The 20,098-nt window shown below is 39.4% G+C and carries 18 protein-coding genes; 10 read left to right on the top strand and 8 right to left on the bottom strand.

From position 1 onward, the window contains the following. The first annotated feature begins 101 nt into the window (after positions 1 to 101). Positions 102 to 629, top strand: coding sequence for a GrpB family protein (locus LG336_RS16870; protein WP_404328648.1), 528 nt, complete (start codon positions 102 to 104; stop codon positions 627 to 629). Positions 630 to 750: 121 nt separating this feature from the next. Here LG336_RS16870 and LG336_RS16865 read toward each other — a convergent pair whose 3' ends face one another. The 4 genes from LG336_RS16865 to LG336_RS16850 form a co-directional block, all read right to left on the bottom strand. Then, positions 751 to 987, bottom strand: coding sequence for a hypothetical protein (locus tag LG336_RS16865; protein ID WP_404328647.1), 237 nt, complete (start codon positions 985 to 987; stop codon positions 751 to 753). Between the two features lie 296 nt (positions 988 to 1,283). Next, positions 1,284 to 1,466 carry a YolD-like family protein gene (locus LG336_RS16860; protein ID WP_404328646.1) on the bottom strand — a complete coding sequence of 61 codons (183 nt, stop codon included), beginning with the start codon at positions 1,464 to 1,466 and terminating at the stop codon, positions 1,284 to 1,286. Positions 1,467 to 1,628: 162 nt separating this feature from the next. Then, positions 1,629 to 2,105: a CD3072 family TudS-related putative desulfidase gene (locus LG336_RS16855; RefSeq protein WP_404328645.1), complete on the bottom strand. Its 477-nt coding sequence runs from the start codon at positions 2,103 to 2,105 to the stop codon at positions 1,629 to 1,631. Beyond that, positions 2,095 to 2,673: a CD3073 family putative ECF transporter S component gene (locus tag LG336_RS16850; RefSeq protein ID WP_404328644.1), complete on the bottom strand. Its 579-nt coding sequence runs from the start codon at positions 2,671 to 2,673 to the stop codon at positions 2,095 to 2,097. The genes LG336_RS16855 and LG336_RS16850 overlap by 11 nt, the downstream gene beginning before the upstream one ends. A gap of 470 nt (positions 2,674 to 3,143) precedes the next feature. On the opposite strand from LG336_RS16850, the gene LG336_RS16845 reads away from it, so the two are divergent. The 4 genes from LG336_RS16845 to LG336_RS16830 all read left to right on the top strand — a co-directional run bounded on the left by LG336_RS16845 (position 3,144) and on the right by LG336_RS16830 (position 9,273). Then, on the top strand, positions 3,144 to 3,302 hold the full coding sequence (locus LG336_RS16845) for a hypothetical protein (protein WP_404328643.1): 159 nt from the start codon (positions 3,144 to 3,146) through the stop codon (positions 3,300 to 3,302). Positions 3,303 to 3,659: 357 nt separating this feature from the next. After that, positions 3,660 to 4,892 carry a serine/threonine transporter SstT gene (gene sstT / locus LG336_RS16840; protein ID WP_404328642.1) on the top strand — a complete coding sequence of 411 codons (1,233 nt, stop codon included), beginning with the start codon at positions 3,660 to 3,662 and terminating at the stop codon, positions 4,890 to 4,892. A 240-nt stretch (positions 4,893 to 5,132) separates the two neighbouring features. Continuing rightward, positions 5,133 to 7,061 (top strand): IucA/IucC family protein, encoded by a 1,929-nt coding sequence (locus LG336_RS16835; RefSeq protein WP_404328641.1) that lies wholly within the window; start codon positions 5,133 to 5,135, stop codon positions 7,059 to 7,061. A 208-nt stretch (positions 7,062 to 7,269) separates the two neighbouring features. Next, entirely contained in the window at positions 7,270 to 9,273 is a 2,004-nt protein-coding gene (locus LG336_RS16830; RefSeq protein WP_404328640.1) for an acetoacetate--CoA ligase, read from the top strand. 191 nt (positions 9,274 to 9,464) lie between these two features. Here LG336_RS16830 and LG336_RS16825 read toward each other — a convergent pair whose 3' ends face one another. From LG336_RS16825 to glcD, 3 genes are all read right to left on the bottom strand, one after another. Further along, positions 9,465 to 10,568, bottom strand: coding sequence for a CdaR family transcriptional regulator (locus tag LG336_RS16825; RefSeq protein WP_404328639.1), 1,104 nt, complete (start codon positions 10,566 to 10,568; stop codon positions 9,465 to 9,467). A gap of 93 nt (positions 10,569 to 10,661) precedes the next feature. Beyond that, positions 10,662 to 11,993 (bottom strand): (Fe-S)-binding protein, encoded by a 1,332-nt coding sequence (locus LG336_RS16820; RefSeq protein WP_404328637.1) that lies wholly within the window; start codon positions 11,991 to 11,993, stop codon positions 10,662 to 10,664. Further along, positions 11,990 to 13,402, bottom strand: coding sequence for a glycolate oxidase subunit GlcD (glcD, locus tag LG336_RS16815; protein WP_404328636.1), 1,413 nt, complete (start codon positions 13,400 to 13,402; stop codon positions 11,990 to 11,992). Before glcD ends, LG336_RS16820 begins: the two co-directional genes overlap by 4 nt. 265 nt (positions 13,403 to 13,667) lie before the next feature. Here glcD and LG336_RS16810 point away from each other — a divergent pair, with 265 nt between their 5' ends. The 5 genes from LG336_RS16810 (at position 13,668) to LG336_RS16790 (ending at position 18,963) form a co-directional block, all read left to right on the top strand. Further along, complete coding sequence (locus tag LG336_RS16810; RefSeq protein WP_404328634.1) at positions 13,668 to 14,531, top strand: Cof-type HAD-IIB family hydrolase; 864 nt, start codon at positions 13,668 to 13,670, stop codon at positions 14,529 to 14,531. A gap of 239 nt (positions 14,532 to 14,770) precedes the next feature. Then, on the top strand, positions 14,771 to 15,670 hold the full coding sequence (gene murQ, locus LG336_RS16805) for an N-acetylmuramic acid 6-phosphate etherase (RefSeq protein ID WP_404328633.1): 900 nt from the start codon (positions 14,771 to 14,773) through the stop codon (positions 15,668 to 15,670). Between the two features lie 30 nt (positions 15,671 to 15,700). After that, complete coding sequence (locus LG336_RS16800; RefSeq protein ID WP_404328632.1) at positions 15,701 to 16,552, top strand: MurR/RpiR family transcriptional regulator; 852 nt, start codon at positions 15,701 to 15,703, stop codon at positions 16,550 to 16,552. A 45-nt stretch (positions 16,553 to 16,597) separates the two neighbouring features. Next, positions 16,598 to 17,959 (top strand): PTS transporter subunit EIIC, encoded by a 1,362-nt coding sequence (locus LG336_RS16795; protein WP_404328631.1) that lies wholly within the window; start codon positions 16,598 to 16,600, stop codon positions 17,957 to 17,959. Next, on the top strand, positions 17,956 to 18,963 hold the full coding sequence (locus tag LG336_RS16790) for a MupG family TIM beta-alpha barrel fold protein (RefSeq protein WP_404328630.1): 1,008 nt from the start codon (positions 17,956 to 17,958) through the stop codon (positions 18,961 to 18,963). The genes LG336_RS16795 and LG336_RS16790 overlap by 4 nt, the downstream gene beginning before the upstream one ends. A gap of 197 nt (positions 18,964 to 19,160) precedes the next feature. Here LG336_RS16790 and LG336_RS16785 read toward each other — a convergent pair whose 3' ends face one another. Continuing rightward, positions 19,161 to 20,078, bottom strand: a complete 918-nt coding sequence (locus LG336_RS16785) for a phosphatidate cytidylyltransferase (RefSeq protein WP_404328629.1) — start codon at positions 20,076 to 20,078, stop codon at positions 19,161 to 19,163. Positions 20,079 to 20,098 lie beyond the last annotated feature (20 nt).

The raw sequence follows: 20,098 nt of genomic DNA, 5'->3' as shown, positions 1-20,098 counted from the left end.
CTCGTTCAGGGGCTGCCTCCTAGGACAGGAACTTTCCGCGATTTGGGGGTCTGACCTGAGTAAAGAAAAAAGTGGGATGAAAATTTGAGGAGTCGAGAGTGATGGGGAAGGCAATAACAATTGAAAACTACAACTCAAATTGGCCAAAACTATTTAAAGAAGAAAAAGTGAAATTAAAGGAAATCCTCGCAGGCATGTGTTTAGCAATTGAACACATAGGGAGTACTTCTGTAGAAGGATTAGGCGCTAAACCTATTATCGATATTGCGATTGGAGTAAATGATTTAGAGGGAGTTAGCGAGTTTATCGAGCCTTTAAAACGAATCGGATATGAATTTGTATATCATAAAGAATTTCCTGAAAGACGCTTCTTTAGAAAGGGATATTGGAGAGCTGGGACACATCATTTGCATTTCTATCGGTTTAAAGGCGAACACTGGAACAATCAAATTCTATTTAGAGATTATTTGAAAAATCATCCTGATGCTTTAAAAGAATATCATCAATTAAAGGTTGATTTGGCAAAGAAGTTTTCTGTTGACAGAAGTTCCTATACTGAGAATAAAGCTGCTTTCATCCAGAATGTACTACAACGAGCCAAAACAGAAGAGGAACAATGTTCCAAGTAGAAAAAATAGAACTTCCATATAATTGGAGGTTCTATTTTACTTGCTGATTCTTTTAATATGGCCTTATCCTTAAAGGAAATAGCGTGTATCGCCATATTGTCATTAACTCTGTTAAATGTTTTTAAACGTCACCGTAGTATTCTGCAAAATATAAAAACCAATATTTCCTTACAAGATAGTTTCTTAACTCGCCTTGGGTCGCTTTTTCGATTGGTGGTTTTGTTAAGGTGTAAGCTTTACCGTTCAACTCAGCAAATTTTTCTTTATCTACTTCATTATGGTATTCATCTTCAATGATTCCTGATATGATTGCCGATTGTGGATAACCCAGAAGAAAAACATGTGTCCTTAAAGCCATGAATGGTGTTGCGTGTAGTATTATAAAAACACTTCCAATGCCACTACAATGGTTATTTTTTTCTTCATAAAGTTACTCCTCATTCGGCATTATTTTATAATTCAAGTTCAAGTAACCGGCCTAGTTTATTTTCCAACCTCTCTTCATTATTTTACTATTAGGAATTGTATTTTGGTATGATCTTATTTGTGGATAGGGGTAGATTCACAATGTGGTTAACCCTTGAAGTATCTGGAGAACTCGGGAGGCAGGAAGAAAGTGAGGATTAACCTTCCGAGTGTGCGATGGTCCGAAATTCAATCAATCGTTTTAATCCCCGACAAATGGATAGAATAGACCTGTTGGTTTTCATCCTTTAATGAAAGTGTCTGCATTTTTAAGTCAAGGCTGAGTAACCGGCCCGTACAGGTTTGCATAAAACCATTTTGAATATAGGAAATGGTAAGTGGTGCTTCCTTTGCTAGCTTTTTTAAAAACATACTATATCCTCCCAAATTTCATTATTTAATCTTAACCTTATTTTAAATGGAGTACGTTAAGCAAAGATGAAGACGGAGTTAAAGTGTTGTAAAGAGTATTGGTTAAAAAGCAAAAACACCCATGAAGGAGGTACAAGGAGTTGTATATAAAACTCCCTTGTTTCATTCCTGTTTAGTCGTTTTATAATCCACTTTACTGTTAAAGACAGGATCTTTCGTATTTGGGAGATACCATTGTCTTTCAAGTGTAATTTGGTGTTCATGGAAAAGCTTTTGTAGCTCCTCCATGAACACTCCTCTAGTTTGGTCGCATGAAGGACTGCTTTGAATTCCAAGTACGCCAGTAATCTCATACCCACAGCGACGGTATTCTTTCAGTTGTTCCATGATTGGCGTTAGAATTTTTTTGCAGTGTTTACGATATTCCTCATTGTCGTATTCCTCATAGGTCATGGGTGGACGATCTAATCCTAAAAACGTAAATTCAGGGCAGGGCAGTTGGACGACACCAAAGCCTTCATTTTTGATCCAGTCCACTGCTGATGGAATGGCACCGAAGGCTCGTGCTTCTTCTTTTATGACGGTGTTTTGATTAAGGATACAATGGGAGACAAGCAGAATCCTCCTACTACGCTGCATTTTTGCTTGCTCCTCCTTTATACGGTTTTAAGAAACTGGGAATCTTCGATACAATAAAAATGACTAGAAGGCAAGTAACAATCTTATCGACGAAATTCCCAGTGATTCTTGAGATAAAGGTGGAAGCAAACACACTTTCACCTGTGGCTCTTAGCCAAAGAACGATGACATCCATGCCACTTCCATCGATTCCACCTGTAAGGGCAATTGAAATCGGGGTCCCAATAAGGGGAGCGACAATCGATAATATTAATCCTGTGAGGACAGCGATATACCATTTTGTAAAATTGAACTTTCTAGCCATCAAACCTACAACAATTGCGACAGCCATATTGACAACCCCAAAAAAGATGGCGGTTGGGGATGCGGTTATCCCTAAGATGACATTCGTTAACAAGCCTACTAACGCTCCCCACCATGGACCGAATAAGACGGCCATTAACACAGTTCCGATCGTATCAAGAAATAATAACGGAATTTTGAGTGCTGAAACAGCTGTACCAAGGACAACATTTAAAACAATGCACATCGCACCATAAGTTAAGATCAATGTCTTTCCTTTTTGCAATCTGATTCCCTCCTTTTTATTTGCAGTTAGTTACAAACTTTCCTAATAAAAGACAAGTATCACTACTTCAAATCCTTTTCATTATATGAGGTTTATCTTTCCAATAAAATACATTTATTCGATAGTACCGATTAATATCAATCTGCTTTTTAGATACGAAGTGTTAGTTCTCAATCTAATATTGCGGCTACCTACACTATGTGCTAAATGCACATTGAAAACATCACCATCTCGTTCCTTATTTTTTTGATAGCATCATTTGGTGCTCGTTCATGCGGACTAAGACTTGGAGAGTGTTGTTTCAAATCTACTCGCTGCGCTATTTCCTATTTAAGCAAGCTTTCCCTATAGTGGATCGATACTTAGGGCTTTACATAATCCCAATCCGATAAATGAATAATAACTTTTCGTATAATTTATTTGGATTTCCAAAAACTACCCATATGATTAAACAAGGTGAGGGTAGAAAAATGGAAAAAATAACAATTGAATTAGATGATAGGCTTTTTGAAATGTTAAGCGATATAAAAAATCATTATGACAGAGAAACGAGTAAAACAGTCAGTATGGACGAGTTGATTAAAGAGTTAATCGTTGCTCATTATTATATGGAGGTCAAGGGCGAGTAAGGATCTGTAAACAAGGCGGTCTAGCATATATAAGCTTGACCGCTTTTATTTTTCTAATAAAATTGAATGAGTTCCATGCTTGTAGGATTCACGCTCAACCATAAGGATTCATCATTGTGTCCTTGACCCTTTAATTATTTTATTATTATGATTATTAGAACATTTCATTATATTAAATATAGTATTGTAATATATGAAAATACTCTTTATAATCTATTACACAAGGACAAGTGTTTTTTTAGGAAGGACTGTAGCTGTGAGTTTGGAACTGAGAGCAAAAAATAGATATGGAAAGCGATCTTTTTTTAATCGTTCTTTTACTGACAATTACATATAGAAAACTTTGGAGGGGTATAGATGAAAAGTCTGTGGAGAATGTGGAATCAATTAAGTCTAGTTAAACAAATCTTGATAGGTTTAATTGTTGGGATCATCCTAGCTGTGGCGGTTCCGGATATAGGAAAACCTGTTGTGATATTAGGATCTTTGTTTGTAGGGGCGTTAAAAGCCATTGCACCAATTTTAGTATTTTTCTTGGTCATGGCGGCCATCGTCCAGCATAAAAGTGGAAATAAAACCAATATGAAAACAGTTGTTGTGCTTTATCTTTCAGGTACATTTTTAGCGGGACTTGTAGCGGTGATTGCAAGCTTTTTATTCCCTGTGAACCTAACACTTGCAACAGGTGCTGAAGGTCTGACTGCTCCAGGTGGTGTGATAGAGGTACTAAAAACGTTATTGTTAAACGTAGTCGATAATCCTATTCATGCGCTTGCAAATGCAAACTACATCGGAATTTTAGCATGGGCGCTTGTTCTAGGTTTTGCGTTACGAAATGCCCCTGATACAACGAAAACACTTATTTTGAATGTTTCAGAAGCGGTTTCGAAAATGGTTTCTTGGGTCATCAAGTTTGCACCGTTTGGTATTATGGGACTTGTTATTGAGTCAATCACAACAAATGGTCTTGAATCATTGCTTGGTTACGGGAAACTGCTCGCTGTTTTAATTGGATGTATGTTGTTTGTGGCTTTGGTAATTAATCCTGTGTTAGTGTATGTAGCAGCACGCCAAAATCCATATCCATTAGTATTTACAGCTATCAAAGAAAGCGGGATTACAGCTTTCTTTACACGAAGTTCAGCAGCAAACATTCCTGTAAATATGAGATTATGCGAAAAGCTAGGCTTAAACAAAGATTCTTATTCGGTGTCGATTCCATTAGGTGCAACCATTAATATGGCTGGAGCGGCTGTAACGATTTCTGTTTTGACTCTTGCTGCCGTTCATACCTTAGGCATTCAAGTGGACATTCCTACAGCTGTCATCTTAAGTGTGTTAGCTGCTGTAAGTGCATGTGGTGCTTCAGGAGTTGCAGGGGGGTCACTATTACTAATTCCTCTAGCATCTAGCTTATTTGGAATTCCAAATGAAGTGGCTATGCAGATCGTTGGCGTAGGCTTTATCATTGGGGTTTTACAAGATTCTTTCGAGACGGCTCTTAACTCTTCTACGGATGTCGTTTTCACAGCAGCAGCGGAATATAAAGAGTTGCGAAAAGAATCGACTTTAAAAGGTAAAATTGCATAAACGAACGCGAACTAATGATGACTGCATCCGGTTGTGGGTAAGACCTCAATCGGATGCAGTTTTTTATTTGGAATTCACGGTTAAAAGGATGGCGAGGCATTTCGCACTGACCTCTGTGCTTTGGCGAAGAATTTTACCGATTAAGTATGGTGAAAGATTATTTTTCATACCTTTGAAGGAGAAGGAATGATGTTGACGAATACAAATATATTCTGATTTTTATATAGTTGGAGGGATTAAATGTTACGGTCAGACCTTAAGTTAGAGAAGGAAGAAATGAAAATATATGATTTTCTTGAGTCAAAGTTCCCTCATTTATTAGATCTGTATGGAAATTGCGTATCAAAAGCTCGGTTTATGATTATGGAAAGATTGGTTAACGCACTGTTACGCGAAGGTTTCTTAGAGAACGAATACATTGAAGCTCAGCTTGCTTATTCCATGCAGTTAGAATTTATTTTTAGCAGGGGAAAATTAATTATCCCGATTGCGGACAGGTATAGTTATAACAGATTTAAGCTAGAATGTAACCCTATCTTTATAGAGTTGAATTTACCTTCTGAAATTGTTCATCCTTCCTTTTTACTTGAGGTCATGAACGATGTGAATGAAGAGCAGACGAAGACGTATACAAATTTTAGAGGATTTCAAGCGGAGCTTGCAAATAGTGTGGCAAACTTAGCCTTATCACTATTGTTTCAAGATGTGAGAATGAGAGAGTTGCAGACTGTAATGGATAAAACGGGATCAAACTCGATTTTTGAATTGGCAGAGGTAATTGCAAGAAATGAGGAATTATGCGATATGTCTTTATTTTACGAACAATTATCCGTGACGGGACATTTGCTTCATCCTTGCACAAAGTCCAAAATCGGCTTATCCATCGAAGAAATCTTGCACTATTCAGCTGAATTTGATTCCACTCATTACGTACATTTTGTTGCTATCCATAAAGAGATTGCTTACCATAATCCTAAAATAAAGCGCGAAGAGATTCAGCAGTTTTGGTTAAGGGAATATCCTGAGCTTATACATGAACTCAAGCAAAGCTGTATAAAAAACAAACAAGATATAAATGACTTTTTTATCATCCCGATTCATCCATGGCAAAAGGAAAACGTTCTAGATACCCTTTATTCTGCAGAATTAGCAAGGGGCCAGATTCTTGTTGTTGATTATGCAATCACAACGAAACCAACTTTATCTGTTCGCACCGTTGTACCAGTGGAGAAAAACTTTCATATTAAATTGCCACTTAATATTCAAATGACAAGCGCTGTCAGAACCATTTCGCCCAACTCTATACATAATGGTCCCGAAATAACGTTTATTGTAAATGATATTTTGAGCAAGGAAGATTATTTTAATAAGACACTACACATCATCGGGGAAGAATTGGGAGTGCGTTTCCAATCAACACAAACATCGGAACATAACTTTAAGGATAGAAATAAAAATTTATCTTATTTAATACGGAAAACTCCCACGTCATTTTTAGATGAAGGAGAGCATGCTGTTGTTGCTTGCGCTTTGTTTAACCTTTCTCCTGTGACAAAGCGTTTTTTTCTTTTTGAAATGGTTGAGCAATTTCATTTACGAAATAGGTTAAATTCAATGGAGGAGAATCTTTTTCTTTTCTTTAAAAAATACATGACGGTCGTCCTTTCGGGAGTGATTCCATTGATGACCAAGTATGGGATTGGTTTAGAGGGGCATTTACAAAATACCTTAATTGTTCTAAAAGAGTGGGAACCAGTGAAGGTACTCATTCGAGACTTGGGCGGGGTAAGGATTGATCAAAAACGCTTAGAAAGAAAGGGCTTCTATGGCACCTATTTTCCCGGGTCGGTTACAATTAATGAGGATGAAATTGGCATGCAAAATAAGGTCATTCACACTGTCTTTCAAAGTCATATCGGGGAACTGACGTATCACTTAGCAAAAGAATATCAGGTGAATGAGCAAATTCTTTGGGATATGGTAAAAGAGATTTGTAGCGGGATCTTTCTCGACCTAGAAAAAGATGAAACAATTAAAATGAATGTAGAACGTGATCGGGCTGCTTTATTTGGAGAGACCATTCAAACAAAGGCATTAACACTCATGCGTTTAACAGATGATGTGACGGATTATGCTTTTATTGATCTTCCCAATCCTTTGCGAGACTAAAGTTATGGATATAAAAATAATTTTATCCCTTTATATTGGATGAGGCTCTTAAAAGGACCAAACTAGGTCCTTCTTATATTGGTATAGTTTTTAGAAAATTCATTCAAATTGTTGACACAGCTTCTCTCGGTTCGTATGATTTTAGAAGAGGGGACAACCAGACGAATGCTGCTAGATACAATCTTATCTAACAGGGGGGAGCCGTGAAATGGAAGCAAACTTAGGGGAAGTGATGTGGGAACCATCACAGGAATTTATTAAGAATACAACTTTAACACGATACATGAACTGGTTAAAGGAAACGAAAGGCTTGAGTTTTGAAGGCTACCAGGATTTGTGGAAGTGGTCTGTTGAAGAGCTAGAGGACTTCTGGGAATCTATCTGGGAATTTGGTGGTGTGAAGACGACCAGAAACTATGATAAAGTGCTGGCAGATTCACAAATGCCAGGTGCTAAATGGTTTGAGGGTGCAAGGTTAAACTTTGCTGAGAATCTACTGGCAAAAGAGCAGGGAGATAAGATAGCGTTATATTTCCGCTCTGAAAAGGTTCGCGAGCGAACGTTATCTTGGACGGAACTTAGAGAAAGTGTGGCGTCCGTTGCTCACTCTTTAAGAAAGCTTGGCATTAAGCCGGGAGACCGAGTAGCTTCTTTTATGCCGAATATACCAGAGACGATGATTGCTTTTCTTGCGACAGCTAGCGTTGGGGCGATTTGGTCAAGCTGTTCACCGGACTTTGGGACAAAAAGTGTTGTTGATCGCTTTAAGCAAATTGAACCGAAAGTGTTATTTGCTGTTGATGGTTACCATTATAATGGGAAAACCTATGATAAAACTTCCGTTGTCACTGAACTCCAAGAAGAACTAGGGGCGTCTCTCGAGCATACGATTTTGGTGCCATATGTGGAAGAGGATCACCTTGATGTAAAACTCGATACCTGTATTCCTTGGCCAGAGCTTTTAAAGGAAAAAACCGAGCTATCTTTTGAAAGTGTACCTTTTGACCACCCATTATGGATTGTTTATTCATCAGGTACGACAGGAATGCCAAAGCCCATCGTCCATGGTCATGGCGGAATCACTGTTGAATATATAAAAATGATGGTGGTCCAAAAAGGATTAACGCCTGAATCTGTTACGTTCCAATTTACCACTACGGGATGGATGATGTGGAATACTCTTGTGGGGAGCTTAATCACAGGAGCAACCGTTGTTCTCTATGATGGGAGTCCTGCTTATCCCTCCATGGAGGTTTTATGGGAGCTGGCGGAGGATGCTAAAATCACAGACTTTGGAACAAGTGCGCCATATTTGATTAACTCGATGAAACAGAAAGTACGGCCGAACGAAAAATATGACTTATCCACAATCGGGTCGATTAATTCAACTGGAGCACCGTTGACAGAAGATGGATTTCGTTGGGTTTATGAAAACGTGAAAAAAGATGTTTGGTTGGGTTCATCCAGTGGTGGGACAGATGTTTGTACAGGTTTTGTAGGTGGCGTACCAACCTTACCGGTAAGGATTGGTGAAATTCAAGGGAGATGGTTAGGGGTTGACGCCCAGGCCTTTGATGAAAGCGGAAAATCCTTAACGAATGAAGTAGGGGAATTAGTGATTACCAAACCTATGCCTTCGATGCCGCTTTACTTTTGGAAGGATACAGACAATAAAAGGTATTTTAATAGTTATTTTGATACATATCCTGGTATGTGGAAGCATGGAGATTGGATCAAAATTAAAGAGGATGGCAGTTCAATTATTTATGGACGCTCCGATTCAACGATTAATCGTTCGGGTGTACGGATGGGAACAAGTGACATTTACCGAATCGTTGAGAAGGTAGACGAAGTTCAAGAAAGTCTTGTGATTGACTTAGAGGTATTAGGGCGACATTCAACGTTATTATTATTTGTCGTTTTGAAACCAGAAGCTCAATTGGACGTTCAATTAAAAGCTGAGATTAGAGAACAAATTAGGACAACGCTATCGCCGCGATTTATGCCAGATGAAATATATGAGGTAGAGGAAATTCCTAAAACCCTTAATGGTAAAAAAATGGAGGTTCCAATCCGTAAGTTATTACTCGGGTTTGAAATTGAAAAAGCGATAAATCCTGATTCGATGAGTAATCCGGAATCTTTAGCGTTCTTTCTATCATTAGCGAAACAATTGAATGAGCGGAATGAGGAAAACCTTTTTACAAAGTAATAAGAAAGATAGAATAATTGCTCTCCAATTTAACAGCTTGATAGTATTGCGGTAAAAAGTAAAAATGTTTTTTAGCTACATGGAAGTAAAAAGATCTGTTCTGTTTAGGAGCAGATCTTTTTGTTGCGACAGCCTGTTCTGTTCTATATTTAAACCTGTTAAGGAAGGGGGAGAAAAGCCCGCTTTGCTTCCTATTCTTCTAAAAAAATCAAGGCTAGATGAAGAATGAATAGTTCCTGTATATTAGATGGATTTAATCCCGTTATTTCTTGAGTTTTTTTCATTCGATAATGAAGGGTGTTTACATGAATATGTAGGCTTTCTGCTGTTTTTTTCAAAGAGTGGTTTTGCTTAAATAATTCTTTTAAGGTTTCGATTAGTTCTTCCTCAGGTAATAGCTTTCCGATTGTTCTAGTAACAAACTCTGACTTAGTTTCTGCTGATAAATCATCTAAAATCATTTCCAATGTTAAATCTTCATCAAAGACAAGCTTCGACTCTTTTTCAGCCGTTCTTAAAGCTCTTTCAGCTTGACGAAACGTTTCAACCAGTGCTGAGGAAGAAACGACTTTTCCTACTCCTGCTGAAACTGGAATTCTCAGTAGGTAGCTAAGGTAGTCGAAAAACTCAGTGATCTTCGCTCTTGCAGCAGATTGTAAAGAGTGGGAGGAAGTATCCAATAATAATATCACCCGATCAATTCCCCATCGGATGATAAAATCTTGCTCCTGTTTGCCGGTCCAGGCATACAAATGATTCCAAATATCTCTGTGGACATACTCATCGTTTAAGCTGAATTTGGCTATGATGACTTGCCTTGGGATTTCAAGGTTTATATTTAACAGCTTGGCTCTCTCATGAAAAGTTGAGTCCCATTCCTTCTCTTGAAGCCAATCAAAAACAAAGCCTTCAAGCGCTCTTAAATGCCAATCTGATTGTTCCGCATAATGGCTTTCACTTATTAATAGTTCCGTCATTTTACGGATGATTTCTCCAAAAGGGGATACCTTATCAGGATTCCCCGTGATTCCAATGACTCCAATTACTCCCTGTTGAAAGAAGACAGGGAGGTTGATTCCTTGTTTTACTCCTTGCAACTGTCTCTGAGTATCTTTTGTAATGATTAATTTTTCTTTGGTTTGCAGAACAATCTTTGCACCTTCATGAAAGTGACCAATTCGGTTTTCATCCGTACTTGCAATAATCATTCCTTTCGTATTAACGACAATAATATCCTCGTTTAGGAATTTCTTCACTTCAGTAATAATTTTCTCAGCGAGTTCAGGTGTTAACATAAGCTATACCTCATTTATTTATGTGGCCAACGGGGACACGGTGCCTGTCCCTGTCCCTGTCCCTGTCCCCTTGTCCCGTCCCCTTGTCCCGGCTCAATTAGGCATTGTGGTTGCTTCGAGCAATAGGTCGACAATGTGGATGGCTCTCACTTTGTCCGCTAATCCTTCGCGCTCAATGCCGAGTTTCATCTGTAGTAAGCACCCGGGGTTAGCTGTAACGATTGTAGTTGCATGAGTTGCCTTAGTATGTGCCATTTTAGAATCAAGGATTTGCATCGACATTTCTGATTCAACGATATTATAAATCCCAGCAGACCCGCAGCAGCGATCTGCATCCTTCATTTCTTTATATTCCATTCCTTTTATGGATTGAAGCAAGGCTCTTGGAGCAGAGGCCGTTTTCATTACATTCCGCAGGTGACAGGAATCCTGGTAGGTCACTACTTGATAGGGTAGTTCTAATGTCTGCTTTTTATGAAAATCCAATTCGTACAAAACTTCGGAAATGTCCTTGATCTTGTCTGTAAAAGCCTTCGCACGTTCTTTCCAGTCTGCATCTTTCTCAAGAAGATGGTCATAGTCGACCAGAAAGGCTCCACAGCCACCAGCATTCGTAATGATATAGTCTACATCTAATTCTTCAAAAGCTTGGATATTTCTTTTGGCCAGGTCCTTGGCCGAGTCCTTTTCACCACTATGTCCATGAAGAGCCCCGCAGCATGTCTGGTCCTTTGGAATTACAATTTCACAGCCAGCAAGCTGCAGTAGTTTCATTGTACTATTGTTTGACTCAAGAAACATCGTATCCATTAAGCACCCTTTAAAAAAAGCGACTCGCTTTGTTTGGGCTCCATGTGGAGGAAGATATTCTGGCCGATTTTTCATCTCTTTCATACTTGCAACCGTAGGAAGAACTTTTTCCATGGTTGCTAGATTGTCAGGGAATAACTTCATGAAACCAGTCTTTCTTGTAACCCTTTGTAAGCCCGAGCGCTGATAAAAGCCTAAAAGTCCTGTTGCCATTCTCATTCTTTCCTGATGAGGAAAGAGCCCTTTAAATACGGCATTTCTGACGAGTTTTACTGGTAGCGAATGTTTTTTATTTTGTTGAATGATATCTCGTGCCTCTTCAAGAAGGTGACCGTATTTTACACCCGAAGGACAAACAGGTTCACATGCTCGGCAGCCAAGACATAATTCAAGAGATCGCTCAACATTCTCATCAGGTTCAATGAGACCGTCGACGACCGCTTTCATTAAGGCAATTCGGCCCCTTGGTGAATGAGTTTCTTTAAAGCCTGATTCAATATACGTAGGACATGTTGGAAGACAGAAGCCGCAGCGCATACAATTTAATAGCTCATCCTGATTCATTCGTTCTTGAAATTGTGCTTGAATGATTTGTTGTTCTTTTACTGTTGTCATCTTGCTACCACCACTCTTTTTCTGCTTTCCTTCGCAAACATTTTGCCAGGATTCATAATATTTGTTGGGTCCAGGGAAGATTTGATGGCCTGCATGGCGGCGATCCCTTCTCGACCAAGTTTCCATTCAAGATAGGGCGCCTTCATCACACCGACTCCATGTTCTCCCGTAATCGTCCCACCAAGTTCAATTGCCAGCGCAAAAATTTCAGCAAATGCTTCTTCCACTCGTTCCATTTCCTCATGATTTCGTGCATCAGTTGGGCAGGTAGGATGAAGGTTTCCGTCACCAGCGTGACCAAAGGTACAAATATCAAGTTGATACTTTTCGGCAATTTTATTGATTCCATTCACCATATTGGCAATTTCAGAACGGGGAACGGTTGCGTCCTCTAGAATGGTTGTTGGTTTTAACCTTGCCAAAGCGGAAAGGGCAGAACGTCTTGCCGTTGTTAAGGCCTCTGCCTCTTCTGGTGATTTTGCAACTTGGACCGACACCGCATTTTCTGCAGTACAGATGTCGGCTATTCTTTCAATATCGTTTTCGACTACTTCAGGTGCACCATCTTGTTCAATCAGCAGCACCGCTTTTACATTCGTTGGCAACCCGATTTGGGCAAAATCTTCAACAACTTTAAGGGTTGGCTGGTCAAGAAACTCCATGGTCGCCGGAATGATCTTATTAGCAATGATTTTGGAGACCGTCCTCGCTGCTGCTTCAATATCTTGATAGAGTGCTAGCATGACTTTCTTCGTCTCAGGGATAGGAATTAACTTTAGTTTGGCTTCTGTTATCACCCCTAAAGTTCCCTCCGAACCAACGAACAAGCGTGTTAAATCATAACCTGCTACATCTTTGGCTAATTTTCCGCCGGTGCGAATGATGTCTCCGTTAGCAAGAACGATTTCAAGTGCAATGACGTAATCACGGGTTACTCCATATTTTAATCCTCGTAATCCGCCTGAATTTTCATTGATATTTCCACCAATAGTCGATATCTTCATCGAGGAAGGATCCGGAGGATAAAACAATCCTTTTTCCTCAACAGCTTTGATCATGTCAAGGGTGATGACACCTGGCTGCACAGTTACAGTTAAATTTTCTTCATCGATTTCAAGAAGTTGATTCATATGCCTAAAAAGAAGCACTAATCCACCTTCGATTGGGCAAGTGCCTCCACATAGATTTGAACCAGAACCTCTTGGAACAATCGGAATCTGGTGTTGATTACATAGTTTTACAATCTCAGAAACTTCTTTTGTATTTCGTGGGCTAATGACCGCATCTGGCATTGCTTGGTAATTTGGTGTTGCATCATAGGAATAGACTAAACGAGTAGCCTTAGTATCTTCATAATTTTCCACGCCAACAATTTCGATTAGTTTTTGTTTCAATTCATTAGTTAACATGAAACATCTCTCCTAAAGTCAAATTAATTTAAGTATAAAAAAAGAAACGATGAAACGCTATGGACTTTTATACAAAAATAACAAATATTAAACAATGATTATTGTATATAAACACAATGAGTATGATTTTAAACATTGATAGAATGGAATTTCAGTTAAGATTGTAGAGAGGAACTGATTGCAATCACGAGAAAGGTTTGAGATAGTAGCTATAAATTTTAACAATTAGGAAAAATTTGATTCGTAGCAGATAGGAGGAGAAGAAATGGAATACAAATTACTAGCACTTGATTTAGATGGAACTGTTTTTAATAGTAGGAAAGAAATTGATCAAGAAACCATTCAAGCAATCTATGAGTTTAAGGAGCGTGGAGGAAAAGTAGTCATCTGCAGTGGCCGTTCTCCGCTGTCCACCAAGTGGGTTTCAGAGACGCTTCGTCTCGATGACCCAATCATTGCTTACAACGGAGCCGTGATCCAGGAGGCAAACGGACAGGTTCTTACACAAGCTGCTTTTTCACAAAAAGGGATTCAAACCTTTATTGAGGCTTGTGCAACTTTTAATGTATATGGACATTTATATGAAGGGAATACATTGCTAGTGCCCGAGAGGAATAGGTGGAATGAAAACTGGATTGAAAACAATATTCCAGCATTAAGTCTATCAGGTGGAAACAAGGAAAGTTGTGAACGTTTTCGACGTAACTGTAATGTCCAACAGATTGATGATCTAGTGGAATATACCGATAAGAATACCCCGACAATTTTGAAGTTTGCGGCTTTCCGGAAAGAAGAGGATAATTTCCAAGAATTCACAAGATATCTTTCAGGGATGAAGAATGAATTTGAAGTAAGTAGCAGTTTGAACTATTCGAATCTAGAAATTTCTCCTTCTAAGACAACAAAGGGTACAAGTTTAAACATGCTGATTGATTCTCTAGGGATACACATGTCAGAAGTGGCAGCGATTGGGGATAACTTTAATGATATAGATATGCTGCGTTTAGCCGGCTTAGGAATTGCGATGGGCAATGCCCCTTCAAATGTAAAAGCAGAAGCGAATATGGTGACGGCTACCAATGATGAGTTGGGTGTCGCTAAAGCCATTAGTAGCATCATAAAAGGGTAGTTTATTTCAAGAAGGGAAAGAATGAGCATGATATAAGCTCATTCTTTCCCTTCTATTTTTTATAGAAAAGCTGTTTTCGCAGATTGTGTTTAAAACCCTAAATTTTCTAATAGTATAATAGGTTTTGAAATAATATTTTACTAATTTATAAATAAAGTTGAATTATTATTTCAAGGGCGTTATAATGAAGGTGGTTAAAATAAAAGAAAAACCAATGATAACAGCAAGGAGGATGGGGAATGGGGCCAGATTTGAAAGCGTTGACAACAGAATCCCGTAATGAACGTTCGATGCAAATTGATACAGCACAACCAATGGATATACTACGAATCATGAATGAAGAAGACCAAAAGATTGCAAAGGCAGTGGAAACCGTTCTGCCAGAGGTGGAAATTGCAGTAACCTATGCATTTGAGTCCTTTAAACAAGGTGGAAGGTTAATCTACATGGGAGCTGGAACCAGCGGTCGTTTAGGTGTCCTTGATGCCGTTGAATGCCCACCGACTTTCAGTACCGACCCAAACATGGTGCAAGGAATCATTGCAGGCGGAGAAAATGCCTTCGTCAAAGCAGTTGAAGGAGCAGAAGATAAACCAGAAGCTGGCGAAGAGGACTTAAAAAAGCTTGGCCTAAATGAGAAGGATACAGTGATTGGAATTGCCGCAAGTGGGAGAACGCCGTATGTCATAGGTGCACTCCAATACGCCCGCAGCGTGAAAGCGAAAACGGTTGCGTTGTCCTGTAACGAAAATGCACGGATTAGCAAGGAAGCAGACACGGCGATTGAAGTGATTGTTGGGCCGGAAGTTCTGACAGGGTCAACTAGACTGAAAGCAGCCACCGCACACAAAATGATTCTAAACATGATATCAACTTCATCGATGATTTTATTAGGAAAAGCTTATGAAAATCTGATGATTGACGTTCATGTCAGCAATGAAAAGTTAAAAGAACGAGCGGTCAATATTATCGTTAGGGTAACAGATGTTAGCTATGAACAGGCTTTAGAAGCACTTGAGGCAGCTGATCTCCAAGTAAAGGTTGCCATCGTTATGATTAAAAAGAATCTTGACAAAGCAGAAGCAATTAAGCTTCTTGAAGAATCACAAGGTTATGTCCGTACAGCGATCGAATCATAATCTAAAACCTGCTTAAAAGGTGGTATAACAGTGGTTACAGGCGGAATGAAAATGATTAAAAATATGCTGGAGCAATTACCAGCCTCAGAACGAAAAATTGCCGAGTATATTCTGGAATATCCTTATGAAGCGGTGAATTGTACAGTCAGCGAATTAGCAGCAAAAACACAATCAAGCGGAGCTGCTGTCATCAGGCTGTGCAAATCACTCGGGGTAAAAGGATTCCAAGATTTAAAGGTTCGAATTGTCGGAGATCTTGGAAAGACGAAAGAACAGGGCTATCGAGATATTGAACGAGGGGAAAAATCAGCAGACATCGTTCAAAAGACGTTGAGCAATAGCATACAGAGCTTGCGCGATTCAGCAGAAATCATTAATCATGACGAACTTGAAAAAGCTGTTCAAGCCCTTTTAGCCGCAAAGAATATTCATTTGTTTGGGATTGGTGCTTCCCATGTGATTGCAATCGATGCCCAGCAAAAGCTGCTTCGTATCAATAAAGGGGCAACTGCCTTTTCAGATACTCATATGGTGGCGACTTTAGTCGCGAATGCTGAAAAGGACGATGTTGTGTTTGCGATCTCGTTCTCTGGGGAAACACCAGAAGTTATCAACATGATTGCACTGGCTAAGGAACAAGGGGTAAAAACGATTAGCTTGACGAAATATGGTCAAAGCTCTGTGGCGTCTTTAGCAGATATAAATTTGTATACTTCCTATTCAGTGGAAGCCCCTTTCCGGAGCGCTGCCACTTCGTCTCGTTTAGCACAATTATTTATAATCGATATTTTGTTTTTAAGCATGGCAACCGAACAATATGAAGAAACGGTTCATTATATTGATAAGACTAGAGGAGCGATACGGTTTTTAAAGAATCATTAAACCAGACGAGATTTCCTATTTTTGATAATGATGGGGGGAGCCGGCATGGCTGGAGAAAACAAAATTCTTGCAGAAAAAATATTAGAACAATTAGGTGGAGCGGGAAATATTGAGTCTTATACACATTGTATGACTCGTCTTCGTGTCACTCCGCATGATGAGTCACTTGTCAATAAAGCGGCTATAAAAAAGATTGAGGGCGTAATCGGGTTCGTTGAAGAAGAAACGCTACAAATCATTCTTGGACCAGGGAAAGTGAACAGAGTAACGGAAGAGTTTGGTAAAATAATAGAATCATCAGGGGAAATCAATTTAAAGGATCGTGCAGCAGTAGTGAAAGGGGAATTGAATAAAAAGAACGCTACTCCTTTCAAATTATTCTTACGTAAAATTGCAAGCATTTTCATTCCGTTAATTCCTGCACTCGTTGCATCCGGGTTAATTACAGGGATTTCAAAAGCCGTTATTCAAGCAGGCTGGTTGTCAGTTGAATCCCAGCTAGCGACGATTTTAACCGTAATTGGCGGAGGATTATTTGCCTATCTTGGTATTTTAGTAGGGATAAATGCCGCGAAGGAATTTGGCGGGTCGCCAGCACTTGGGGGATTGGCTGGGATCTTGATTATTAATCCAGCTGCGGCTACGATTACTTTGTTTGGTGAAGAATTACTTCCAGGGCGAGGCGGTCTGATTGGCGTCTTACTTGCAGCCATTTTTATCGCTATTGTTGAAAAAAGAGTGCGCAAATTTGTTCCACAATCTCTTGATATCATTATTACTCCTACGATTGCCCTATTAGTTACAGGAATCGTCACGTATTTAGTGTTTATGCCAGTTGGCGGTTTTATTTCAGATATTATTACAAAAGGATTGCTTTCTGTCCTAGATATGGGCGGAATTGTTGCCGGATTTGTATTAGGCGCAACCTTCTTGCCGTTAGTAGTAACAGGTTTACACCAAGGTCTAACACCTGTTCATCTTGAGTTGATTAATAGCATTGGGGATGACCCATTACTACCAATTTTAGCAATGGGCGGAGCAGGTCAGGTTGGTGCGGCCTTTGCGATTTATATTAAAACAAAAAAACCGCGTCTTAAAAGAGCTATCGGTGGCGGACTGCCATCTGGAATCTTAGGAATTGGTGAACCACTAATCTTTGGTGTTACCCTGCCACTTGGGCGACCATTTATTACCGCTTGTATTGGAGCTGGTTTTGGTGGTGCGTTCCAAGCCTACTTTGACATTGCTACCGTTGCGGTCGGTGTTTCCGGTTTACCACTTGCGTTTATCGTTAATAATGGGGAAGTATTCCTATATTTAATAGGTGTATTAATTGCCTACGCTGCAGGTTTCGTCTTTACTTACCTATTTGGGTTTAAAGATGAAATGGCAGGTGAATTTGATTGATTGGCATTTCGTTCTATTTGAATGACAGTTTAGCTGAAGAAAGAATCATTCAGGCTGGAGAAATGGGTGTGAAGCGAGCATTTACCTCGCTTCACATCCCTGAAGAATCAGGCAATCTTGCGGGAAGAGCAAGAAAGTTACTGCAGCTGGCTAAAGACTGCGGAATTGAAGTTTTTGCCGATGTATCTTACCATACGCCAGCCCATTTAGGTCTTGATAGTTTATTTGCATTGAAAGAGCTGGGTGTTACTGGCTTGCGTTTGGATGACTTTTTTGAACATGATCTCATTATTTCTTTAGCAACTGAATTTAAACTAGCAGTGAACGCAAGTATATTATTTGAAGAAGATTTAAAGAGACTTTTAAACAGCGGATTAAAATCAGAGCAGTTAATTGGGTGGCATAATTTTTATCCAAGGGTAGAAACGGGTTTAAGTGAAGACTTTTTCACTCAGCAGAATGAACTGTATAAACGATATAACATTCCGATTAGTGCCTATATACCAGGGGCAGGGGAAAAGCGTGGCCCGATAGGTGAAGGGTTGCCGACACTTGAAAATCACCGAGATACAGATCCATTTTTAGCAGCTTTAGAGCTTTTTCAATCCGGGGTGGATGAAGTGTATATCGGTGATCCCGACCATGGTCATGGATTATTGGAAAAGCTAATGAGAATGGCGAGTGAAAGCACAGTGGCCCTCCGTGTCGAAGGCGGGTTCACACATTGTGGACAATATCAGTTGCGACCAGATTTGTCGCGGGATGTCCTGAGATTTATGAATACCAGAACCACCGAGTCGGTGGTACCAAAGCAGACGGTTTCTCGTATGGCAGGTTCGATTACAATGGATAATGACCTTTATGGACGTTACCGCGGGGAAATCCAAATTACTTTACGTGACTTACCCGCGGATAAACGCGTGAACGTTATTGGAAAAGTAACCGCAGAAGATGTCCAGCTATTATCGTATCTTAAGCCAGGAATGCTTATTGAACTTGTTTAAGTAGGACTTGAAAATCTAATCCAATCATGATGGATTGGATTTTTTTTTTGAGACAGGGTGGTACTACGCTTTGATTTTATCTTGGCTGTGAATTGTTGACCTATCGTTGATTGGAGATTATTTCTGATGAGGCCGCTTGTTTGGAATTGGGCTACTGATAGATTTAGAAAAACCGTAAACACCTGGGTGTTTACGGTTTACATAAAGTCAAAAAAGTAACGAATAACATGGAAAAAGATTGGAGATGTATACGTTAAGCTATCAACGCGGCTGAGATAACTTTCCTTCAATGAAGTAGATTTTTCGTCATCTCCGATTAATAAATCTCGTTTTAAAATGGATATGGTTGATGCTCCAAAAAAACCTCCGATGCTAATGAGCAATCCTGAGATAATGCCAAAGGTTTGGTCAAAAGGTGTTAAATAGGGATAGACAAAATAAGCAACGGTCGTTGTGACGATGGTGGCTCCGATAAATCCTTCCCATGAGATGTTTGGGTTTGCGGTTGGAATGACCTTTCTTTTACCAAAATACAAAGTGATTAAAAAATGGATAACATCGTTAAGCTGTGTTAGTAAAACCAAATATAATACTAGATTGGCCCCGTATTCAGGTGATGCAAATTGGAAGTAGGCTAAATGGCTTAAACCAAATACCATGAGCATCAGCCCCCATTGGGTTGAACTTACGGATCGCAAAAATCCCACAGTCCCTTTTTTCCCAAGAATTCGAGGGATGGGCAAGAATAGAAATACATAAATTGGAATGAAAACAATAAACATTCCATACCATTCGTCGTAAATCCAGTAAAATTGGACAGGAATGGACAGATAAGCCCACAAAAAGGCGCGTCGATCGACCTTCCTTGTTTTAATCATCGAATAAAATTCCTTCAGTGCAAAAAAGCAGAGCACCATTAAAGACAACAAGGAAACGACTGGGTTAAATAATGTGGCAAAAACAAAGATGACGAACATTCCCCACCAGGTTTTCACACGTGAGGAGAGAGAGGTAAAATCCTTATCTGGCTGACTCTTTTTTATGATTTGAAATAATAAACTGATAGTTAGTAAACTAATAAAAATGATAAATTGTGTCCAGAGTGTGCTATTCAATTCTTCACCAACTTTATACC

The organism is Mesobacillus maritimus, assembly GCF_044803185.1.
Classification (GTDB): Bacteria; Bacillota; Bacilli; order Bacillales; family Cytobacillaceae; genus Mesobacillus_B; species Mesobacillus_B maritimus_B.
The sequence above is the reverse complement of the archived record's forward strand: the minus strand, read 5'-3'. Positions and strand labels throughout refer to the sequence as shown.